The organism is Thermogemmatispora carboxidivorans, from assembly GCF_000702505.1.
Classification (GTDB): Bacteria; Chloroflexota; Ktedonobacteria; order Ktedonobacterales; family Ktedonobacteraceae; genus Thermogemmatispora; species Thermogemmatispora carboxidivorans.
In genome coordinates this window covers 5,426,001-5,446,938 of sequence record NZ_JNIM01000001.1, presented here as the reverse complement: position 1 = coordinate 5,446,938, position 20,938 = coordinate 5,426,001, and the positions used below count along the sequence as shown (strand labels likewise).

Here is a 20,938-nt window from a genome sequence, read left to right as displayed (position 1 = left end):
CTCGCCCTATGCCGTGGAGATGCGCGATATCTGCAAAGCCTGGCCCGGCGTGGTAGCGAACGATCACGTGAATTTGCGCGTTCGGCAGGGCGAGATTCATGCCCTGGTTGGAGAAAATGGGGCCGGCAAGACGACCCTGATGAATATTCTCTATGGATTGGTGCGCCCCGACAGCGGCGAGATCTTTGTCAATGGCGAGCGTGTCCATATTGGTGGTCCCCGCGATGCTATTCGCCTCCATATTGGCATGGTGCATCAGCATTTCATGCTCATTCCCCCGCTGACGGTGGCCGAAAATATTGTGCTGGGCCAGGAGCCAGGGGGGCCTATGGCAGCCTATGATCGACGGCGGGCCCGTGAGCTGGTGCTCCAGCTCAGTGCTCGTTATGGTCTGCCTATTGATCCCGACGCCCGCATCGAGAAGCTCTCTGTCGGCTTGCAGCAGCGCGTTGAGATCCTCAAGGCCCTCTATCGGGCCGCCGACATCCTGATTCTGGATGAGCCGACCGGCGTCTTGACACCCCAAGAGACCTACGAGCTATTCGATGTGCTACGTGTCCTGTCTCGTCAGGGGAAGACTATCATATTCATCACGCACAAGCTACGCGAGGTGCTCGATCTTACCGACCGTGTGACGGTCCTGCGTCGTGGGCGCAACGTTGGCGAGCTGGTGACTCGCGAGACCAATCAGACTGAGATCGCGCGGCTGATGGTCGGGCGCGAGGTGCTCCTGCGGGTCGAGAAGCGTTCGGCTCGGCCTGGGCCGGTGGTGCTGCGAGTGGAGAATCTGCATGCCAGGTCCGATCGTGGGCTGGAAGCGCTGCAAGGGATCGGCTTTGAGGTGCATGCTGGCGAGATTCTTGGCATTGCGGGCGTGGAGGGCAACGGTCAAAGCGAGCTGGTCGAGGTCCTGACTGGGATGCGCCGCGCCACGGCTGGCCGCATGACTATCACTCATACCAGCGGTGAGCAGGCTGGCAAAACCTACGATATTACCGGCATGAGTCCACGTGAGGTGCGTCTCGTTGGCGTAGCGCACATTCCCGAAGATCGGCGCGGCAGTGGTTTGGTGCTCAGCGATACCATTGAAAATAACGCCATTTTGGGGCGCGAGCGCTGGCCACGCTTTGCCTGGGCTCGCTTCATCCTGCGTTTGCGCGAGATAGCTCAATGGGCGCGCCGCCTGGTGGGTGAATTCGACGTTCGCACGCCGAGCACCAGGCTGCCAGTGCGTGCCCTCTCTGGCGGTAACCAGCAGAAAGTGATTGTGGCGCGCGAATTCGCTGCTGATCCACAGCTGCTGATCGCGGCCCAGCCCACGCGCGGCGTCGATATTGGGGCCATTGAGTTCATTCATCGGCGCCTGGTTGAGCAGCGCGACGCTGGCAAGGCAATCTTGCTTGTTTCTGCCGAGCTAGACGAGATCCGCTCGCTCTCCGATCGCATTGCAGTCATGTATGAAGGGCGGATTGTCGATATCGTCACGCCGGAGGCCAGCGAGGAGGAGCTGGGGTTGCTCATGACAGGCGGACGCCCGTCGGAGGCCTCGCGGGAAGAGCAGGCGCAGGCGACGGGCGACTCGTGAGTATAAACAGAGGTGGGCCGCGGGACCGCGAGCAGTGCCGCAGTTCTCGGCCTCGTCTACAGTCCAAAGGGACGGAGGAGAGGCAGGCACTAGCAACGCAGGCCCAGCACACGCAAGAGGCGAACGACGTCGCTGGCGCGGCAGGCGTCGTGGCTGGCCAGTGCGGCCTGGCCGGTCTCCTGTAGGAGCTGGAGCGCCTCGGGCGTCTTCAGATCGTCATCTAAGAGAGACTCGAAGCGAGCGCGCAGCTCGCTGCTCTCCGTTGTTGCCGTTGTTGGGCAGCGGGCGGCCAGGGCCGCCACCTCCTCGAAAAGAGTGGCCTGCTGGCTAGCCAGCTGCAGGTCGGCAGGGAAGCACTCCCAGGGCTGGCGATAATGGTGGTTCAGCAGCAGGAGACGGATCGCATTGGCGCTATACTGCTTCAGCAGGTCGCTCACCAGGGTCAGGTTGCCCAGCGACTTGCTCATCTTTTCCCCCTGCTGATAGACCATAGCGGTATGCAGCCAGTAGCGGACAAAAGGCGTCTTGCCCGTGTAGTGCTCGGATTGGGCGATCTCACAGGTGTGGTGAGGGAAAGCCAGGTCGGCCCCACCGCCGTGGATATCGAGCTGGTCCCCCAGGTAGTGGAGGGACATGGCGCTACATTCGATATGCCACCCCGGGCGTCCCGGTCCCCAGGGGCTGGGCCAGGCTGGCTCACCGGGAGCCTGAGCCTGCCAGAGAACAAAATCCAGCGGATCGCGTTTGCGCCGGTCATCGGGATAGTTGCCGCGCTCGTTGGCCACCGCCAGCATGGCGGCGTAGTCCTGGAGGCCGATGGCACGCCCCAAGGCCCCGAAGTCGGGATCATGGCGCACGTCGTAGTAGACGCAGCCATCGCTCACATAGGCATAGCCGCGCTCGACCAGTTTCTGTACCATCTCGATGATGTGGGGAATCTCATCGGTTGCGCGCACGTAGAAAGTCGGGCGGCGGACATTGAGCGCATCCATATCGCGCAGAAACCTCTCGGTCTCGCGCCTGCCCAGCTCGTCCCAGGGCACACCCAGTTCGCGCGCCTTGCGCAAAATATCGTCATCGATGTCCGTGACGTTCTGCACATAGCGCACAGAGTAACCACGGAATTCCAGATAGCGAATGAGCGTATCGAAAGAAGCGTAGGTGAAGGCATGACCCAGGTGTGTAGTATCGTAGGGAGTCACCCCACACACGTAGATACGCACATTGTTCCCTTCGAGGGGTACGAACGTCTCCACTCTCTGGGTGAGCGTATTAAATAGCTTCATGGCGTTCTCCAAGACCGAACAGGCGCGTGGCGTTCGCTGTCGTGATCTGAGCGATTTCGTCCAGCGTCAGGCCCCGGATCTCGGCTAGCTTCTGGGCCACATGCTTCACGAAGAGCGGCTCGTTGCGTCTGGCGCGTAGGGGCAAAGGAACAAGATAAGGGCTGTCGGTCTCGACCAGCACGCGATCGAGGGGAACCATGCTGGCAACTGCGGGCAGGGCGTTGCCCGGGCGGGTCAATGGGCCAGCGAAGGAGAGCATGAAGCCCTCGAAGGAAAGACATTCCTCAGCCTGGGCCACATCGCCCGAGAAGCAGTGGAAGACCCCACGCAGCCCGCGACCATGAGCACGTAGCAGCTCAATCACGTCTTCGTGAGCGTCGCGCACATGGATGATGCAGGGGAGATCGCAGCTGCGAGCAAGCTCCAGATGAGCACAGAAGACCGCCCGCTGCACATCGCGCGGAGAAAGCATGCGAAAGTAATCAAGCCCAAATTCGCCAATGGCCACCACCTCGGGCGCGGGCGCCAGACTGCGCAGTTGAGCCTCTACCTCCTCGTTGTAAGAGGTGGCCTCGTGAGGATGCACGCCAACAGCGGCGAAAACCTGGCCACGGTAGCTCTGGGCCAAAGCTAGCGCTGCACGGCTCGACTCCAGATCACAGCCGGGATCAACGATGTAGCCGATCCCCCCTGCAAATGCAGCGCGCAGCACCGCATCGCGATCTTTCTGAAAACGGGGAGCATCGACGTGGGCGTGGCTATCAACAAGCAACCGCTGCATCCTTTCCTCTGTGAACAGGAAGACACGCAAAAAAAAGAAGGGTCAACGCTGGCTTGTTCTATCTCTGTTCAAGAGCTTTCTTTAGTATAGTCTATCGCTGAAATGAATGTCAACAAGGCGGCAGTGATGATAGGCGGGCCGAGCGCGGACGCGAGCGCCCCTGCTGCGGCTGAGTTTTGACGAGCCGGCCTGCAGGCTAGCAAGTCAGGCCGGATCAGAACCCTAGAAAAAAATACGCGGCGAGGCCCCAGGCAAAATCAGGTGATTACCTGATGCCTGGTTCTTTGCCATACGCTACGATAAACAGGAACATCTTGAGCCATGCTGTCAGAGCATGGCATTTGGCACTCGTGATTAAGAGATGTTTCTGGAGGAGAGAGAAGCGCATGCAGAATATCGCGCCACAGGTTGTATCAATTGCTGATGCGTGCCTGGGCGGCTTGCACGGTCGTTCCGCCCTGCTCATCGGGCCAGAGGAGCTACGGCGGCCCTTTGTGCAGTTGCTAAAGCAAGCTGGTATGCAGTCTATCTATGAGGAAGAGAGCGTCAATCAACTTGACAGGCTGCTGCCGCAAGTGCAGTTACTGATCAGTATTCCGGCTGTGACGCCTGCGGCCCCGCTCATTTCTGCGGCAGCCATTGCCCAGGGGTGTGGCAATCGCCAGGTCCCGTTGATCATTCTCGATCTAGCGCGTAGCCCTTCCGTTGAAGACATGGTCGGCCTGTTGCCCTTCGTCTGCCTCTACACGCCTGCCGACCTCCAGCGTATTCTCTGCAACAGCCGTGCTAAAGCGAGCTGATTTTATGGTACCATAAGAATGGCCGTAGAATGACCACAGCAAGCGCGGTCTTCTGGTCCTGGCGGCCCTTCCCTTCTGTCGAGAAGGCTTTATCTATTCTTCTGCCTGCTCCCAGGCGCAGGGAACGAACGAGGACGTTATGGAAGTGATCAAGATCTCTCCCCGCGGCTACTGCTATGGTGTTGTGGACGCCTTACAGATTGCTCGTCGGGCTGCCAAAGATCCAACGCTGCCCCGTCCAATCCATATCATTGGCCAGATCGTTCACAATCGTCATGCTATTGAAGAGCTGACCGCGCTCGGCATTATTACCCTCGATGGGCCGAATCGCGCGGCGATCCTTGAGCAAGTCAAAGAAGGCACAGTCATCTTTACCGCGCATGGCGTCTCACCTCTGGTCAAGGAGCGTGCGCGTGAGCGCGGCCTCTACTGTATCGATGCTACCTGTCCTGACGTGACCAAGACCCATGAGCTGGTGCGCGAGCTGGTGGCGGAGGGCTACTATATTCTCTACATTGGCAAGAAAGGCCATCCCGAGCCTGAAGGAGTCATGGGCGAGGTCCCAGGCCATATCAGCCTCATCGAGAGCGAGGCTGACGTCGAGGCCCTGCAGCTCACGCCGGAGCAAGAGAAGAAACTGGCCATCTCAACCCAGACCACGCTTTCGCAGTGGGACACGCAGCGTCTCATCAATTACATCAAGGCCCGCTATCCTCACGTTAAGGTCTACATCGATATCTGCGCCGCTACGCAGCTCAGACAAGAGGCCGTGGTGCGGCAGGCCAAAGGGGCCGACCTTACGATCGTGGTAGGCGATCCTCGCAGCAACAACACCAACCGTCTGGTGCAGGTCTCGGAAGAGCTGGCCGGCGTTCCCGCGGTCCGCATCGAAGATCTCTCCGATTTAAAGCTGGACTGGCTCAAGGGCAAGAAGCGCGTTGCGGTGACGGCGGGGGCCTCGACTCCCAGCCAGATCACGCGCGAAGTGATCCGCTTTCTTGAGCAATACGAGCCAGAAGCCTAGCGGCAGCAGAGCAGCCCTGACCGGGGGCGAGGCCCGCGTGAGACCACACAGATGAAGCAGGCGCCGACCCCACCCTGTGCCGCTCGCGCTCGTCGAAGGGCAGTCAGTCGCCAGGCTGTCGTGGCGAGCTGCCCAGTTCTCCGCACCGATCTGAACTGAAAGCCTGCCTGGTGCAGGACCTGGCCCGGGCCTTGATGGCGAGGCTCAGGCCAGGACCAAGCACAGAGACCGCACGCCAGAAATTCCAGGCCCAGGAAGCCCAGGAAGCGCAGTCTCTGATCCTTTGCTTTCTGTCTTCCTTTCTACCTTCTCCTCTGGCATGCTTCACTGGGGTCCAAGCAGGGTATGGCGAATCAGCATCAGGTGCGTCAGAGGACCAAGGCCACCGGGGACCGGTGTCAGGAATGAGGCCACGCGGGCCACGCTCTCTCTGTCAACGTCACCAACTACCTTCCCATCGACCGTGGTAATACCAGCGTCCAGCACTACCGCCCCAGGTTTCACCATCTCGCCAGTAATCAGGCCCGGCCTGCCCGTGCTCACTACCAAAATATCTGCCCTGCGGGTGATCTCCGCCAGATCGCGGGTATGCGAGTGGCAGATCGTCACCGTGGCATCCTCCCGCATCAGCGCCAGCGCGATCGGCTTGCCTCCGATATTGCTCCGTCCCACAATGACCGCATGCTGCCCGGCCACGCGGATGCCAGCCTCGCGTAGCACCGTCAGGGCCACATCGGCAGTCGAGGGGACAAAGCTAGGGAAGCCCAGCAGGAGATTGCCGGCATTGCGTGGCCCGAGGCCATCGACATCCTTTTCGGGGCGCAGCACCTCGGTCACCACGCGCTGACGGATGTGCTCCGGCAATGGCAACAGCAGCACAATCCCGTCGGTTGTGGGGGCCTCGCTCAGCATCGCGACCTCTGAGCGGATTTCCTCCTCATCTACCTCGAATGGATAGGCCAACGTCACGCAGCTCAGACCAAGGCGACGGCAGGAGCGGACAAGCTGGCGACTGTAGACCTCCGCCGCGGGATCGCGGCCAATGAGAATCTGCGCCAGGCGCGCCGAGCGACGGTGCTGTTTGCGAAACTCGGCTGCCTCCTGCTGCAGCTCAGCCATCATGCGCGCCGCCAGGGGACGGCTATCGAAGATCGTTGCAGACATCATCAAGAAGCCTCCTTCCTCCACAGGCGAAATCTCCTGGCGTCCATCATACCATAGCCAGAAATGCGGCGCTGCGTCGTTCTCCCCTGTGGCCAGGCCAGGTCGCAAGGGAGAACGACCACCAACAAAGTGGTTGGGAGGAAGGAAGAGAAGAAGGAAGCGTCAGGCCAGCGTCGCCCGCGGCTCAGCCCGCTGCACCAGGAGCAGGAAGAGAATGCCAAGCGGCGCCAGCTCCAGGAAGGCCACTCCTGCCGTAATGCCCAGGCGACCGGCGATGAGTCCTACAATACTGGGCAAGATCACGGAGAAAGGTGTGCCCAGACTCAACAAGGCTCGCCCCGTGCCCGAGCGGCCCGGCAGGCGTTCATAGACCTGGGCCCGCGCCAGCGGGAACCAGGAGATCGAGCTGGCCCCCACTACACAGAGCAGCAGACCTGCCAGCCAGAATGAGCGGGTCAACAGCAAGGCTGTCATTCCAATCAGTGCCACCAGCGCTGAGCCGGCCAGGACCTGGCGCACTGTCAGTCCCAGGGCCAGCAGCAGCTCACAGATCACCAGACCAGCGAATCCTGAAGCGCTCTCAAATGTAATCAGACTCTCCACCACATCGTCAGATAAATGGAGGATGTCTTGTAGATAGAGCGAGACAAATGAGCGATAGACTTCATCGAGCATCACCGGCAGGGTGGCGATCACTACCCAGCCAAGCATGAGCGGATTGCGCAGCGCCGCCACAAAGCCCTCCGCCAGGAGGCCCAGACGCGAGCGCCGCCCCTCACTGCGCTCCACTTGGGGGAAGCGCAAGGCGCAAGAAAACAAAGCCACTACCAGCCAAATCGCCGCGGCCAGCCAGCAGAGACTCGCCCAACCCAGAGCCAGAAGGGCGATAATGGTCACCGTCAGCGGAGTCAGAAAATCACCCAGGTTGCCAATGAAGGCCAGGCGCAGCATCGTCCGTGTACTGCGGTGGGGATTCTCATCGATCAGCGAAGACTGCGCCGCTCCTAAGGCGATGTCGTTAGAGGGATAGAGCAAAGCGAACGCTACCAGGATCACCGCGAACGAGTGGGCGAGGCCGGCTAGCACGAACGCGCCGGAGAGCACCAGTAGACCACCGATCACCCAAAGCTTCTTCGTCTTTCCCAGGTCGCTCAACACGTTACTCAGAGGCTCCAGCACCATCGACATCGCCGCCCCCAGGGTAAAAAGCAGACCGATCTGCGTGTAGGACATCGGCACCTGGTGACGCAGCAGGGGTAAGCCAATAGTGGGAATGCCCGAAAGCATCTCCTCTAACAGTGTAATACTGAAAAGCGTCAGGCGCAGAGGAGAGAGAGAGAGACGGCCCGAGAAGGCCCGCGTGAAGAGCATGATACCTCCTTCTTTAGGTGTCTGGCTGCGGGCAGGTAGTCCCGTGTGGCCTTGCTGCCAGCCAACGCTGTTGCCTTTACTATCTCCTGGTTATGGCTAGAATTTTCTCACTACTATTTAGTATACTCTAAAATCCAAATATTTGTCTTTATCTATAACAAGCAAGCGGTATTATTCGCTCCTTTTATAGCAGGCGGCCTGTTTTCCTGGGGGGAGGGGGAGGGAGCTGCGGTGAGCTGAACCTGGGGGCTGGGAGAGGAGGGCTAAGTACTTTAGTACCAAAAAGAGAGCTTCAATGCAGGATTGTAGTAACCTAGTGACAAAATGAAGGTGAACTTGTTGGCAGGTGCCCATTCTGAGTAGAGAAGAGAGAAGGAAGAAAGCGAAGCCCACATGCCTGGGAACAGACAGGTTTTCGAGACAGCAATGGATGCCGCCGACCGCTACCGTTGGGATAGCAAGTGGACGGAGGCAGCCCGCGAGTATCAGCGGGCGCTGGTAGAGTTCCCAGACGACACAGCGGCGCATGAGGGCCTGGGCTTCTGCTATATGCAGACCAAGCAGTGGCAGCAGGCGCTAGATGAATATGAGTATCTGCTGAAGCGCAAGCCTCATGATATCATTGTGCTAAGCAAGGTTGCCGAGCTATATGGCTGGTTGGGCAGGCGGGAGGAGGCCTACAATGCCTATGTGCAGCTTGCTGATCTTTACGCCCAGGCTGGCCAGGGAGCACGGGCAGAGGCCGCCTGGCAGAAGGCGCTTCAGTTCTCACCTGTTAGCCCTGAACCTCACGAGCGGCTCGCAAACTACTACGCAGAGAAGAAAGATCTGACGTTGATGATACAGGAGCGTCTGGCTGCCGCCAGGGGCTATCTGCTCCGAAATGACCTGGCGGCAGCCCGCGCTCAGTGTGAAGAGGTCCTGCGTGTCGATGTCTCCAACGCTGAGGCGCGCTCACTTCTGGCACAGGCCGCGGCTGACCTGTCGCAGCGGCCTGCGGGCTCGCCAGGCTCGCTGGCCGGTGAGGCCCAGGCGGGCGCGCGCTCCGGTGAGGATGGATACGCAGGTCAGGAGGCTTCTTTCACTGGTAGCCCGGTCGCCGGCCCTGCCGCACCGGGCAACATAAGCGGAGGTAATACTGGCATCATGGGTAATATGGGTAGCGCGGGCAATTTCGGCGGCATGGGGAACCCGGGGCAGGCTCTCGCCCCTGCTGGCCCCGCTGGCGGAGGAGCAGCTCCGCAGAGACGGATCACGGCAAGCCAGGTTACGGGCATTTTGCGTCAGGCGCAGGCTTTCCAGGCCCAGGGTCGCTATAACGATGCCATCGATCTCTGTGAGCAGATCCTCGAAAGCGGCTTCGATCGTCCCGATGCTCGCTACTTTCTGGGCTGGCTTTATCAGGAGCAGAAGCGCTGGGATGACGCGATCCGCCAGTTCCAGATGCTGCTCAATGACCCTGAATACGCGCTTTCTTGCTACTACGCCCTGGGGCAGTGCTATCGCGCGCGTGGCGATCTGCGCACGGCCACCGTCCATTTCGATGAGGCTGTCGACCGCGTCAATCTCGATGCCCTGACGATTGAGGAGGCAGACCAGCTGGTCCAGCTCTGCCAGGAAGCGGCAGAGGCCCATCGCTTGCTCGGCGAGCAGGAGCAGGCCCTGACCATTTATAACGCGCTGCTTGGCTTCCTGCGCAGTCGTGGCTGGGGTGAAAAAGTCGCCCAGGTGGAGCTGCTCTTGAAGCAGATGCAGAGTGCGCTTCCTCCTTCTCAGCCCAGTACGCCGCCACCTTCCTTGCAACAGCAACAGCTGCAGGTTTCTCCTGGACTGTCACCTGAGCAGCCGGCGACCCCGTCCATCCAGGATGCGGCCACCATGATGTTCTCGGTCCCCGGCCCCGGCCCAGCAGCGGCCCCTCAGCCTCCCGCCGCTCCTGTTGCGCCGGCCCCGGCTCCTGCCCCGGCGCCGTCTGCCGCGTCTGCCGCCGGTGAATTGCCCGACTGGCTGACGGGTATTCTCAATGAGCCTGCGTCTGCGCAGCCAGCGCCGTCTGCTGCTGCGCCTGCTCCCGCTCCGTCTCCTCCGGCAGCTCCTGCGCAGGCGCCGCAACCAGCGGCTCCAGCAGCGCCGCCTCAATCGCCCACGGTTCCCAATCCACCGGCCCCGGCTCCGGCTTCATCGGCTTCCTGGTTGACCGATAGCCCGACCCGGCAGGTGGAGCTGCAACCCCCGGCCCCGGCGGCCCCAGCAGCCTCAGTGGCTCAGCCGGCTCCCGCCCCGGCCCCAGCTCCAAACCCGTTCCCTGCCCAGGGCCAGATGCCTGCACCGCCTGCAGCGCCACCCGCTCCCGCCGCCGCCGCGGCTCCCGCGGCTCCCGCTCCCTTGACGCTGGAGCAGCTCAGCCCAGCTTCGCCGACGCCTCTTTCTCCTACTAAGGATAATGTCGAGGAGCTGCTGAGTAAAATCGCCGGCACTACGGCCCGCGATGAGTCCTTGCAGCAGGTGGCTGGCGCCGTGCTCGCCAGCACGGCTTCTCTGCCTGAAGGCATCCGTATGCAGGTGGTGCGCTCGATGCAAGACATCCAGCGCTACATTGAGCATGGCTTGCTGAATTCGGCCATCGATGAGTGCTTGAAGGTCATCGAGATCGCTCCCCAGTATCTGGATGTCCATCAGGTGCTCTGCGAGATCTATGTGCGCCAGGGCCGCATCGAGCAGGCAATCACAAAATACGCCATCCTGGTCGATACCTATATCGCGAATGGACGCATCGACGACGCCATCGCTACCTATCGGCGCATCCTGCAGCTGGAGCCTAATAATCTGACGTACCGCATGCGCCTGATTAACCTGCTCTCCTCCCACGGCAACAAAGAGGATTTGTTACGCGAGCGCACTCAGGCCGCTGAGGCTTACCTCCGCCTGGGTTACATGGATCGCGCTCTCAGGGAGTTGGAGCAGGCCCTGCAGGAAAGCCCAACAAGCGTGCCCACTCGCTTGAATTATGCTTTGGCTCTGCAAAAGCTCGGTCGCTCTCCGCAGGCCGCCGCTGAGTACCAGCGCGTGCTGCAGGTCGACCCGCGCAATATCGTCGCCCTGGTACGCTGGCATCTCCTGATGATTACCGGCGCTGCCCCTGCTGGCCGCGCTTCGGCTCTGGAGCTATTGACTCGCATCCGCTGGCAGTTGCGGGGTCAGGGTCAGCGCCATTATGAGGTCGTTGCCCGCGAATATACGCAGTCCCTCGAACTGCAGCCAAATAACGCCGATCTCCATTTCTCCCTGGGTCAGATCCATCAGCAGGCCGGCTACTTTGATCGCGCCGTGGCTTCCTACCAGCAGGCCACACGCGATAGCGCGGTGGAGGTGCTGGCCCGCGTGAGTATGGCCCATTGCTTGCTCTCTCAGGGGAAGCCCGAGGAGGCTATTCAGCAGCTGGAGCAGGCCCTGCAACTGGTGCGCCGCTCACCGGCTGCGATGGACCCGACTATCTGGGCGGCTCGCCCGCGCGAGGACGATGAGGAGCATCAGGCCCCCGAAGTGGAGATCTCCCTCTTGCTAGCCAAGGCCTACCGCCGCGCTGGTAAAGAGGAGCAGATGCAGGCGGTGCTGCGCCGTATTAAGCAGGTGACCACCTATCAGGATGAGGTGGCCTCGGCTCTGGCCGAGATCTCGGCTCGACAGGGCGATATCGATAGCGCTCTCCAGGAGTATGCTGAGCTGGCTCGCTATTATCTCAGTAAGCGTCAGGGCGATAACGCTCTCAATGTCCTCAATGAGATGGTGCGCCTGGCTCCCCAGGACCCGCGCGCTCATGCCGAGCTGGCTGAGATCTATATTAATCGCGGCCAGCTTGAAGAGGGCATTGCTGAGCTGCGCCTGTTGGCCGATATCTATGAGCGCCGTAATCAGCGTGGTGAGGCCTCTGAGGCTATGCGCCGCATCGCCGATATCTATGCCGAGATGGGCAATAATGAGGAAGCTCTCTCTTGTTATCGCCGCGCTGTCGATCTCGCTCCTAACGATATGAGCCTCTTGCGCGAGGTCGTGGCTTTCTGTTGGCGCATCGGTCGCACTCGCGAGGCCACCGAATATCAGACGGTGGTGGCTCGCTACTACTTCGAGACCCATCAGGTCAAGGAGGCCGTGGCAGCCCTGCAGCAGTTAATCGCCATCGATCGCCATAACTACGAGGCCTACGATATGCTCGGGCAGACCTATCAGTCGGTCGGCGAGTATGAGCAGGCGAGCCGCGTGTATAAGAACCTGGCTCGCGTGAAGCCCGATAGCACCATTGCTCGCGAGCGCCTGGCCGCTCTGCAGGCGCTGCGCTCTGGTCAGTAGCCTGAGCGAGCGAGCCAGCCAGGCTCGCGCGGCTATGACTCAACTCGTCTGGGAAATCAGGGGAGACTCGTTTCGACGATTGCGGATCGTCGAGGGGGAGATCAAGATGCTCAGGCTGACCTCTCCTCTGAAATTGGAGACTGGCCGGCCTGATCTGTCGCCTGAAGGTAGCACTCAAACAAACGGGGATCGGCAGAATGGCAGAACTGTGGAGCCGATCCCCTCTCTTGTCTGTGTGCCAGGCTCAAGATGCTCACTGGGCGGGCGAGATGCGCTCTAGCCCTGCTGGGAGAGGCCAGGCACTGCCGCCTCCGCCTGTTTGCCACCAGCTCCGGTCGGGCGCTGCTCCTGGGCTGATTGCTCGCGTGGGCTGGCTGCCGGCTGAGCCTGGTGCTGGCGCTCTAAGCGACTCCGCTGCTGCTGATCACGCCAACGCTTCAGGTCCAGCAGGCGACGGTAGGTCTGATAGACGAGTGGCTTGTAGGCAAGGTCGTGGGTCTCCAGGAAGCGCAGGGGATAGCCACCGAAGCCTTGCTTGAAGACGTAGACTCCCCACAGCTCTTGCCCTTCCTCCAGGATATCGGGAATGCCGCGAAAGTTGTAATACCAGCAGCCGTGCTCTTTGGCCCAGCGGATGGCTGTCCATTGGAGCAGGTGGTTGGGCATCCGATTGCGGTGCTCGTTCGAGGAAGCGCCGTACATATACCAGCTCCAGCGACCGAAGCGCAGGGCGACGAGACCAGCAATGGCCTGCCCTTCATATTCGGCTAGAAAGAGTGCGGCGCGGTCGCCCTCGCTGTAGAGGCGCATGATGTCCTCGTAGTGGGCCTGCTCATGGATGAAGAAGTGATCGCGCTCGCTGGTGATGCGGTAGAGACGGTAAAACGTATCAAGGTCTGCTGGCCCTTCGCCCCGTCGTACGTTGACACCTTTGCGCGCTGCCAGGCGAATGTTGTAGCGCCACTTCTCTTTCATGTTGGCCAGAAGGGTCTGTTCGTCGGGCCGGATGTCCAGCACCCACTCGTGTCGGATGTGCATGGCGTAGGGCGTGCGGCGGAAGCCGTGGCTGCGCAGGGCAGCCAGCCAGGACTCATCACCATCGGGCACGCTCGGCTCCACTTTGAGCATAAAGGCGCCGCGCCGCCGGGCCTCCTGGCGCACGAAGTCCAGCAGCTGGGCCAGAGCGGGTGAACTGGGATCATCAATGACTGGCCCGCGCGGCGCGTAAAAGTAGGTCCCTAGCATCGGCAGGCGCGAGACGAGTAGAAGCATGGCGGCGCAGAGCTGCCCCTGGTCATCGACAACGCCAGTGTACAGGGCTTCGGCGCCAAGGTGTGGAGCCAGCTGCCCCCATTCATAGGACTGGGTAATGTTGCAGCAAACCGAGGCAGCGACAAAGTCATTCCATTGCTGCCGGTCACTAATAAAGCGCGCTTCCATAACATTTCCCTCAGAGATGGACAGGTGAAACGTCGTTCATTATCTCTTGCTTGATCAATACAGTAGAGATGGCAGGTCAGTACTCACTAAATGAGGCTATTTCTCGTTCACGGCCCTGGCTCAAGGCGCTGGCCAGCGCCTGCCCTGGCGCCTGGTGGGCAAGGCCGAAGCGCTCGCCCACCCGCTATCGCTGCTAGCGCAGGGCAGGCTACGAAAACTTGCTCGCAGGAGGGCAGTCACTGGCTCGCACCGGAGGACGAGGCTGGCTCAGCTGGTCGTGCGCTTTTCTCCTTGGAGCCATTACCCTGTGCAGAGGACTCGGATTGATCAGATTGGCCGGCTGAGGTGGGTTTGCTTCCCTGCCTGCCGCGCGCCGCTCGCTCTAGCTCAACCCGCCGCCGCTCGGCTCGCCGCCGCTCGCGCCGAATCTCCACCAGCTTGCTCCAGAGGCGATACATCAGGGGACGATAGACATAGTCCTGCGTGGGCATATTGAGGCGTGAGTAGCCACCAAAGCCTTGCTTGTATTCGTAGACGCCCCACATTTCTTCTCCAGGCTCCAGCACCTCTGGAATGGAACGGAAGTCGAAGTGTGTACAGCCTTGCTCCTTGGCCCACTGGATGCAGCGATACTGTAGCAGGTAAGCAGCCTTCAGATTGCGCTTGTGGTTGGCGGTGGCCCCAAACATATCCCAGCACCAGTTTCCGAAGCGAATCAGCATCTTGGCTGCCAGGGCCTCACCTTCGTGTTCAGCCAGGAAAAGGACGGCGTCGCCGCGCCCAGCGAACTGGCGCAGGATCTCGCGATGGTAGTCTTTGCTGTGGATAAAAAAAGCGTCGCGCTCACTGGTGATTTTCAGTAAGGCATAGTAGGCATCGAAATCGGCATCGCTGCTGACTTCCCGTACAGTAACACCCTTGCGCCCGGCCACACGCACGTTCTGCCGCCAGGTCATCTTAAAATTGGCAAAGAGCGTCTCTAGAGGGGGCCGAATGTCCAGCACCCAGCTGCGCCGCGGGTGGACAGCGTAGGGGTAAACACGAAAGCCGAGCTCACGATAGGCGCTCTGCCATTGCTCTAGACGCGGATCGTCATCGGCGATGTTGGGTTCGAGGCGCAGCACGACACTCCCTTCGCGACGAGCAATCGCGTGAGCCTCGGCGATCAGCGCGGGAAGGGCTGGCGAGTCTGGCGCCTCGACTGTGGGACCGCGGCAGCTGTAGAGCCAGTTGAGCTGTAGGCCGGGCAGACGCACAGGAAGCGGCACCGGAGCGACCGAGACCATCATGGCCCCGCTCAAACGGCCTCCTTCCAGTGCACCCAAGCGGTAGATGCGCCCACCAAGATACTTGTTGAGCTCGCCCCACTCATACGACTGGAGCAGATGCCCCCCTGGCTGGGCGGTCAGAAAGGCATTCCACTGCTCACAATCTGTGATTTCTTGCACAACAACTGTCATAGCAAAAAGCCTGTCCTCTAACGAACTTCAGCTTCACTGGTTCTCCTGCTGCTGACGTTCAAAGTATTCGCTTCTGAGCAGGCTATAGACACGAATATCATGATATTTGCCGAAGCGTAGGATCGCCTGACGCAGAGTCCCCTCATATTTAAAGCCGGCCTTCTCATCTGCCCGCCAGCCGCCGATATTCTCCTCCATGTCCTGCGTCTGAATACGGTTCAGATTCAATTCCATAAAGCCATAGCGGATCATCAGTTTAGTCGCCTCGGTACCATAGCCCTGGCCCCAGACTGCGCGATCGCCAATGATAATATAGAATTCTGCTGTCTGGTTAATATAATTAATATCCTTTAGACCAACGAGACCAATCAGGCGATTGTTGCTTTTAAGTGCTACTCCGAAGATAATATGTTTGCCGTCCCGATACAGCTGCTCCAGGCGCTCCTTAGCCCGAGCGTCGCTGGTCGGATAGATCGAAAAATAGCGGCGAATCTCCTCATCGTTGAGCCAGGTTGCATAGAAGTGATTGTCCTGGCTGGGTTCCAGCGGACGCAAATAGACGCGCTCGCCGACGAGAAAAGGGTTCTGGAGCTGGGCAGTCTCTTCAGCCATCGTCTTCTCACTCCTGGGATAAACTGGTGCGCGCCACACCTGCTGCTGAGCGCGCTCACGCTCTGGGGAGATAGGGCGTGGCGGGCAGGAGAAACGTGCTAGACCTGTTCTTTGCTGAGCTGAGTATCCTGACACAATCGGCTAGTGCCAGTCCAGTATAGCATAGTCCCCCAAGGCCGACAACGCGCGGGGCCGGTTCCTAGGACCAGAGGGGGGCGCCAGGCACGGGCCTGGAACGCGGAAGTTCTGGCTGCCGCCCTCATCTACCGATCCGCTCGCTACAAGATCTCCTTGAACCTGCTGGTCTGCTCCCCTCTCCTGGCTCTAAACGAAGCGAGGAACGGGCCAGAGATGGTAGTGAATCTTCAAGGCAATGATGCGTGTGACGGAGGCGTCGATGGTACTCTGGGAAAGCTGTCCGCTGGCCAAAGCCCCCTTAATGGCTGCCACCGCGCTGCGCAGATCATAGGAGCTGCGCACACCCAGGATCATATCGTTGCCTGCTGCCAGGGCCAGGACGACAGCTTGCGGCAGGCTCCATTTCTTGGCGATGCCTTCCATGTAGAGTGCGTCGGTGATCACCACGCCATCGTAACCCAACTCATGGCGCAGAATACCTGTCACAATCGTCGGCGACAGCTCCGCTGGCCAGACAGGATCAAGAGCCGGCATCAGCAGGTCGGTTGTCATGATCATACCTGGATGGTCCAGCGGCTGAGATGACTGGATGAAGTGTTTGAAGGGAACCAGCTCAGTGCTGTAGATCTGCTCGCGGCTACGCTTGATCACCGGTAGATCGGTGTGGGCATCGGTTTGAGCAGCGCCCAGGCCCGGGAAATGCTTGAGGCAGGCAATGACTCCATCTCCCTGGACGGCGCGCAGGTAAGCCCCACCGTAGTCGATTACCGACTGTGGCGTGTAGCCCCACGTGCGCAGATACTGATCAGGACCGCTGACAACGGGCACATCGACATCGGGGGCCAGGTCGGTATTCAGCCCCAGAGCCTTTAAATCATGGGCAATGCCGTGACCGAGTGCCGCCGCGTTGCTGACCTTGCCCGTCTGGTAGACTTCCAGGGCGCCGGGCCGATGGCCGTAGATATTGTTGATCCGCTCGACAAAGCCGCCCTCCTCGTCCGCTGAAATGAAGAGCGGCATCCAGGCCAGGGCCTGCATACGCTGGATATCGGCGCGCGTCTGCTGGAAGGTACGCATCTGCGCGGCATACATAATCACGCCACCGGCATAGAGATCGTGAATCATCGTCTCCAGGTCCGCCGAGTAGGTTGTCCCGTAATACTGGACCATGAAGAGCTGGCCCAGTTTCTGGTCGAGCGTCATATGGCTCAGGTAGAGGCGGGCCAGGGCCTGCTCGTTCATGGAGGCCTCACGGTGGCGCAGGGCCTCGATCTGCGCGGGAGTCAACGGATTGCTAATGAAAGGGCCAGCCAGCAGCGTCTCCTGAAGCTGGCTAACCTGCCGCGGCTGCCACGGCGCGTCTCCCCTGCCCAAGAGAGCCGTGACCAGCAGAAGCAGCGCTCCGCCGCTCGCCAGCAGAAGGCGCAGGGTAGAGAACGGGCGCCGACGGCGACGAGGCTGCGGTCGAAGAGGAGAGGCAGCTCTGGCTCCGGCTTCTTGGCGCTCTTGTGGGTCAGAGGCCACAATCGGGGGTGGACTGTCTGTAAACATTGTCAGGAGACTCCCGCATTAGTTTGGCATTTTTTTTCTTATTTTAGTGTATACAATCAGCGATAAGAGTTAACAGCAACTCGTCGTAGTGCTGTGCGAGCGAGTAAGCCAGAGCGAAGCATGGAACACCTCAGCCGGGCAGCTCCTAGACCGAAGGAGGAACCGCGGGCATCAGATGATACTGCATCTTCAAGGCCAGGATGCGGGTGACTGCCTCATTGACCCGCAGGATCGAGAGCCGTCCATCCTGAAGCGCCGCCTTGAGGCCGTTAATCATGGCCAGCGTTTGGGCGCTACCGGTGGGGCCAAGGAGCATATCATTACCGGCATTGAGGGCCAGCACTGCGGCTTGAGGCATGTCCCATTGCTGGGCGATGCCCTCCATATAGAGAGCATCGGTAATCACCACGCCGTCGTAGCCGAACTCCTGGCGCAGAATCTGAGTCATAAAGCGATACGACAGCTCGCCGGGCCACTTCGGGTCGATCGCGGGCATCAGCACGTCGGTGGACATGATCATCCCCGGACGCATGTAGGGATTAGAGGCGTTAGCAAAATACTTATAAGGGGCCAGCTCGGTCGAGTAGATCTGGCTGACGCTGCGGTTATCGGAGGGCAAGGTCTTATGGGCATCCTCCGTAGTATTGCCCAGGCCGCCGGGATAGTGTTTGATGCAGGCAATCAGGCCGTCTTGCTGCATAGCGGCCATAAAAGGACCGGCGTACTTAATCACATCCTGGGCGGTAGTACCGAAGGTACGTGTCACCGTGTCATAGCCTGGGACCAGCATCACATCCACGTCCGGGGCCAGGTCGACATTGATACCAAGCGCCAGCAGATCGTGAGCCATCTTATGGCCCTGCTGGGCAGCATAGGCCACGCTCCCCGACTGGTAGATATCCCAGGCCGAGGGACGCGAACCATAGATGTGCGAGAGGCGATGGACGTAGGGGCCACCCTCTTCGTCGGTGGAGATCAGCAGAGGAATTTTGGCATGCTGTTGCATCAGGGCAATATCATGCTTGGTCTGCGCAAAGCTCTGCATTTGAAACTCGTAGAGAATGACGCCCCCAGCATGCAAGTTAGTGATCATATTGTCCAGGTCAGCGGAGTAGTAATCGTCGGCGTACTCCACCATGATCAGTTGACCTAGCTTCTCATCCAGCGACATCCGCGCCACATAGAGGCTCGCGAGCTGCTTGTAGGACATCCGGTCACTCAGGTGGCGTAAGGCGTTGATCTGAGCCGGGCTATAGGGAGAAGCAATGAATGGACCAGAGGGATCGCTGGCGAGAGGGTCGGCCACCGCAGAGGAAGAGAGCGATCCAGGGAAGAGATAGGCCGCGTTAAAGTAGGCAAAAAGCGCGCCGCCAGCTGTGATAATGGCCAGCACAAGCATGATGATGCCGAGAAAGAGCCGTAGACGACTGCGACGTCGTTGGCGTTGAGGGCGTGCCTTCCCTGGCACCTCGCTCTTCCTGGGCAGCGCGGCTGGCGCGTCTGCTAAAAAGGCAGAACTTTTGACGGACTTTTTCGAGAACAAAGACATAAAGACTCCCAATAGAAACCATGCTGCGTATCTATTATAAAAGCGTTATCAACAAATGTTTAAAATCGAGCATCATCAGCGCGTTCTGAAAAAGGGCCTGGAGCTGGTTCCTGCTCCTCTCTCTCTAGTTCTAACGCGCGGGAAGGAGAATTTGTTACATCATGGGATGAGGAAGGGGGACGGTGTGAGGCTGGGGATGGCCCGAAGGCCTCGGTCTCGTGGTCGCTCTCTTGCTGGGGCAGCGAGCCTGTCGTCGCGGTAGCGCGAGGCAGGTGCAGCGGTGCAGGAGCGGCCTGGCGTCGGCGCATGCGGGAAGCGCGCACATTGGGCACCACCAGAGCCGGTTGTAGCGCATAGTCAAAGATCACCTTAATGGCGCGTGTCTGGGAGCGCCGCATGGCTGTACTCAGAGCGTGGCGGTAGTCGGTCAAAGCGAAACGATGGGTGATCAACTGCTCGGGAGCCAGCAAGCCCTGAGCGATGAACTCGCAGGCGACAGCAAAAGTTGAGCGGCGACCTGGCTGCTCTGGTGGCCAATACTCCTGGCCATGTGTCAGCGAGCCGAGCAGATTCACCTCGCGTGACCACACCGGGGTCAAGTCCAGGTGCAAGCGGTGAAGGCTACGACCAACCAGGACCACGGTGCCGCCGGCGCGTGTCCAGCGCAGGGCATCTTGAATGGTCTCACTGCGGCCCACCGTATCGTAGATCACATCGTAGCCGCCCAGCAAGATCGGCTGACCGAGGGGGCCGCTGACCAGCTCGGCGCCCGTGATGCGTGCCACCTCCCGATAGCGATCCTGGGGATAGAGAATATGGCTCGCGCCCAAACGAGTGGCTCGCTCCACCTGGAAGGCGTGGCGGGCCATCACGCCTACTACTGCCTGGGGGGCCAGGGCCCGCACCACCTGCAGCGTCAACAGACCGATCGTGCCTGCTCCAATAATGAGCACCCGCTCCTCGGGCTGCGGCGGGCAGCGCAACACCGCATGCAAGGCCACCGCCGTTGGCTCCAGCATCACAGCCTGCTCGTCGCTCAGCCAGGGTTCTCCTGGTTTCTCGGGCGACTCAGGGAGAGGGAAAAGTTGGCGTTCATGGACCAGCATCTCCTCGCTCCAGCCCGAGCCAATCTGAGCGGGTCCGGGCTGATAGGCGCGCTCACACAGGTTATAGTCCCCGGCGGCGCAGGCCCGGCAGGGAGGCTGTGCGCCCGAAGTCAGGCAATGAGGGGCATACTGCAGCACTACCGTATCGCCTACTTGCAAGGTTTGAACCGCATCGCCCACCTCGATCACCTCACCCACCACCTCATGGCCCGGATACAGCTGCTGGCCGGCCAAAGCCGCCGCCACCCGCGGATCAACATCGGCGGCAATCAGGGCCAGATCGCTGCCGCAGATCCCCGCCAGTCGGTTGCGCACGCGTACCCAGTTGGGAGCAGGCAAGGGACGGCGAGGCAGATTCCGGACCTGCAGAGGAGCAAACGACGAAAAATACGCTCCCCGCCAGAAGCGCCCTAGCAGCGAAGTCACAATCGCCCGTTTGGGATCAAGATCCAGGGTGGACATCCACATAGCGGTAGCCCTCCACCGCGCATGCTCAGCTCACATGGCCGCTCAGATCGATCAGCTCTACAGGAGAAAGAACGCCTCTTTTCGCTCATCGATTGCCTGTCCGCATGCTTCTCTGCACTCCCTGAGCAGCAGCCCGTCTTCATAAGCAGCATTGCAGCGATCGAAGGCAGTGTACCATGTACGTAAGGCGCGGTCAATGCTCTTGCGACCGACAGCTTCGCCAGGAGAGCAGGGGACCGGAAATCGACCGGCGGCT

Annotated in this window: 14 protein-coding genes; 4 read left to right on the top strand and 10 right to left on the bottom strand. The window is 60.3% G+C overall.

The window, feature by feature from the left end; all coding sequences use genetic code 11:
• Nucleotides 1–19: 19 nt before the first annotated feature.
• Nucleotides 20–1,585 carry an ABC transporter ATP-binding protein gene (locus tag N688_RS21490; protein ID WP_052891582.1) on the top strand — a complete coding sequence of 522 codons (1,566 nt, stop codon included), beginning with the start codon at nucleotides 20–22 and terminating at the stop codon, nucleotides 1,583–1,585.
• A gap of 89 nt (nucleotides 1,586–1,674) precedes the next feature.
• On the opposite strand, the gene cysS is transcribed toward N688_RS21490, so the two are convergent.
• Both cysS and N688_RS21480 read right to left on the bottom strand, forming a co-directional pair.
• Nucleotides 1,675–2,871 carry a cysteine--tRNA ligase gene (cysS, locus tag N688_RS21485; protein WP_052891196.1) on the bottom strand — a complete coding sequence of 399 codons (1,197 nt, stop codon included), beginning with the start codon at nucleotides 2,869–2,871 and terminating at the stop codon, nucleotides 1,675–1,677.
• Nucleotides 2,858–3,652 carry a TatD family hydrolase gene (locus N688_RS21480; protein WP_052891195.1) on the bottom strand — a complete coding sequence of 265 codons (795 nt, stop codon included), beginning with the start codon at nucleotides 3,650–3,652 and terminating at the stop codon, nucleotides 2,858–2,860. Before N688_RS21480 ends, cysS begins: the two co-directional genes overlap by 14 nt.
• 386 nt (nucleotides 3,653–4,038) lie before the next feature.
• Here N688_RS21480 and N688_RS21475 point away from each other — a divergent pair, with 386 nt between their 5' ends.
• Nucleotides 4,039–4,452: a glutamyl-tRNA reductase gene (locus tag N688_RS21475; protein WP_052891194.1), complete on the top strand. Its 414-nt coding sequence runs from the start codon at nucleotides 4,039–4,041 to the stop codon at nucleotides 4,450–4,452.
• A gap of 139 nt (nucleotides 4,453–4,591) precedes the next feature.
• A complete protein-coding gene (locus N688_RS21470) occupies nucleotides 4,592–5,476 on the top strand; it encodes a 4-hydroxy-3-methylbut-2-enyl diphosphate reductase (RefSeq protein WP_052891193.1) in 885 nt (294 codons plus the stop codon).
• Nucleotides 5,477–5,800: 324 nt separating this feature from the next.
• On the opposite strand, the gene N688_RS21465 is transcribed toward N688_RS21470, so the two are convergent.
• Both N688_RS21465 and N688_RS21460 read right to left on the bottom strand, forming a co-directional pair.
• Nucleotides 5,801–6,643, bottom strand: coding sequence for a bifunctional 5,10-methylenetetrahydrofolate dehydrogenase/5,10-methenyltetrahydrofolate cyclohydrolase (locus N688_RS21465; RefSeq protein WP_081839115.1), 843 nt, complete (start codon nucleotides 6,641–6,643; stop codon nucleotides 5,801–5,803).
• Between the two features lie 159 nt (nucleotides 6,644–6,802).
• Nucleotides 6,803–8,011, bottom strand: coding sequence for an MFS transporter (locus N688_RS21460; protein WP_052891191.1), 1,209 nt, complete (start codon nucleotides 8,009–8,011; stop codon nucleotides 6,803–6,805).
• A 393-nt stretch (nucleotides 8,012–8,404) separates the two neighbouring features.
• On the opposite strand from N688_RS21460, the gene N688_RS21455 reads away from it, so the two are divergent.
• Nucleotides 8,405–12,358 (top strand): tetratricopeptide repeat protein, encoded by a 3,954-nt coding sequence (locus N688_RS21455; protein WP_052891190.1) that lies wholly within the window; start codon nucleotides 8,405–8,407, stop codon nucleotides 12,356–12,358.
• A 276-nt stretch (nucleotides 12,359–12,634) separates the two neighbouring features.
• On the opposite strand, the gene N688_RS21450 is transcribed toward N688_RS21455, so the two are convergent.
• The 6 genes from N688_RS21450 to N688_RS21425 all read right to left on the bottom strand — a co-directional run bounded on the left by N688_RS21450 (nucleotide 12,635) and on the right by N688_RS21425 (nucleotide 20,682).
• Nucleotides 12,635–13,798, bottom strand: coding sequence for a lipid II:glycine glycyltransferase FemX (locus N688_RS21450; protein ID WP_052891189.1), 1,164 nt, complete (start codon nucleotides 13,796–13,798; stop codon nucleotides 12,635–12,637).
• A gap of 236 nt (nucleotides 13,799–14,034) precedes the next feature.
• On the bottom strand, nucleotides 14,035–15,258 hold the full coding sequence (locus tag N688_RS21445; protein WP_052891188.1) for a lipid II:glycine glycyltransferase FemX: 1,224 nt from the start codon (nucleotides 15,256–15,258) through the stop codon (nucleotides 14,035–14,037).
• A gap of 33 nt (nucleotides 15,259–15,291) precedes the next feature.
• The gene (locus N688_RS21440; RefSeq protein ID WP_052891187.1) at nucleotides 15,292–15,870 is read right to left on the bottom strand and encodes a GNAT family N-acetyltransferase; all 579 of its coding nucleotides are present in this window, start codon (nucleotides 15,868–15,870) and stop codon (nucleotides 15,292–15,294) included.
• 324 nt (nucleotides 15,871–16,194) lie between these two features.
• The gene (locus tag N688_RS21435; protein WP_052891186.1) at nucleotides 16,195–17,559 is read right to left on the bottom strand and encodes a glycoside hydrolase family 3 N-terminal domain-containing protein; all 1,365 of its coding nucleotides are present in this window, start codon (nucleotides 17,557–17,559) and stop codon (nucleotides 16,195–16,197) included.
• A 145-nt stretch (nucleotides 17,560–17,704) separates the two neighbouring features.
• A complete protein-coding gene (locus N688_RS21430; protein WP_052891185.1) occupies nucleotides 17,705–19,027 on the bottom strand; it encodes a glycoside hydrolase family 3 N-terminal domain-containing protein in 1,323 nt (440 codons plus the stop codon).
• Nucleotides 19,028–19,167: 140 nt separating this feature from the next.
• The gene (locus N688_RS21425; protein WP_052891184.1) at nucleotides 19,168–20,682 is read right to left on the bottom strand and encodes a zinc-dependent alcohol dehydrogenase; all 1,515 of its coding nucleotides are present in this window, start codon (nucleotides 20,680–20,682) and stop codon (nucleotides 19,168–19,170) included.
• Nucleotides 20,683–20,938 lie beyond the last annotated feature (256 nt).

Excerpts from the sequence above, each read along its gene's own strand:
- N688_RS21490 (WP_052891582.1), top strand. The coding sequence starts at position 20 with ATGCGCGATATCTGCAAAGCCTGGCCCGGCGTGGTAGCGAACGATCAC.
- cysS (WP_052891196.1), bottom strand. The coding sequence starts at position 2,871 with ATGAAGCTATTTAATACGCTCACCCAGAGAGTGGAGACGTTCGTACCC.
- N688_RS21480 (WP_052891195.1), bottom strand. The coding sequence starts at position 3,652 with ATGCAGCGGTTGCTTGTTGATAGCCACGCCCACGTCGATGCTCCCCGT.
- N688_RS21475 (WP_052891194.1), top strand. The coding sequence starts at position 4,039 with ATGCAGAATATCGCGCCACAGGTTGTATCAATTGCTGATGCGTGCCTG.
- N688_RS21470 (WP_052891193.1), top strand. The coding sequence starts at position 4,592 with ATGGAAGTGATCAAGATCTCTCCCCGCGGCTACTGCTATGGTGTTGTG.
- N688_RS21465 (WP_081839115.1), bottom strand. The coding sequence starts at position 6,643 with ATGATGTCTGCAACGATCTTCGATAGCCGTCCCCTGGCGGCGCGCATG.
- N688_RS21460 (WP_052891191.1), bottom strand. The coding sequence starts at position 8,011 with ATGCTCTTCACGCGGGCCTTCTCGGGCCGTCTCTCTCTCTCTCCTCTG.
- N688_RS21455 (WP_052891190.1), top strand. The coding sequence starts at position 8,405 with ATGCCTGGGAACAGACAGGTTTTCGAGACAGCAATGGATGCCGCCGAC.
- N688_RS21450 (WP_052891189.1), bottom strand. The coding sequence starts at position 13,798 with ATGGAAGCGCGCTTTATTAGTGACCGGCAGCAATGGAATGACTTTGTC.
- N688_RS21445 (WP_052891188.1), bottom strand. The coding sequence starts at position 15,258 with ATGACAGTTGTTGTGCAAGAAATCACAGATTGTGAGCAGTGGAATGCC.
- N688_RS21440 (WP_052891187.1), bottom strand. The coding sequence starts at position 15,870 with ATGGCTGAAGAGACTGCCCAGCTCCAGAACCCTTTTCTCGTCGGCGAG.
- N688_RS21435 (WP_052891186.1), bottom strand. The coding sequence starts at position 17,559 with ATGTTTACAGACAGTCCACCCCCGATTGTGGCCTCTGACCCACAAGAG.
- N688_RS21425 (WP_052891184.1), bottom strand. The coding sequence starts at position 20,682 with ATGTGGATGTCCACCCTGGATCTTGATCCCAAACGGGCGATTGTGACT.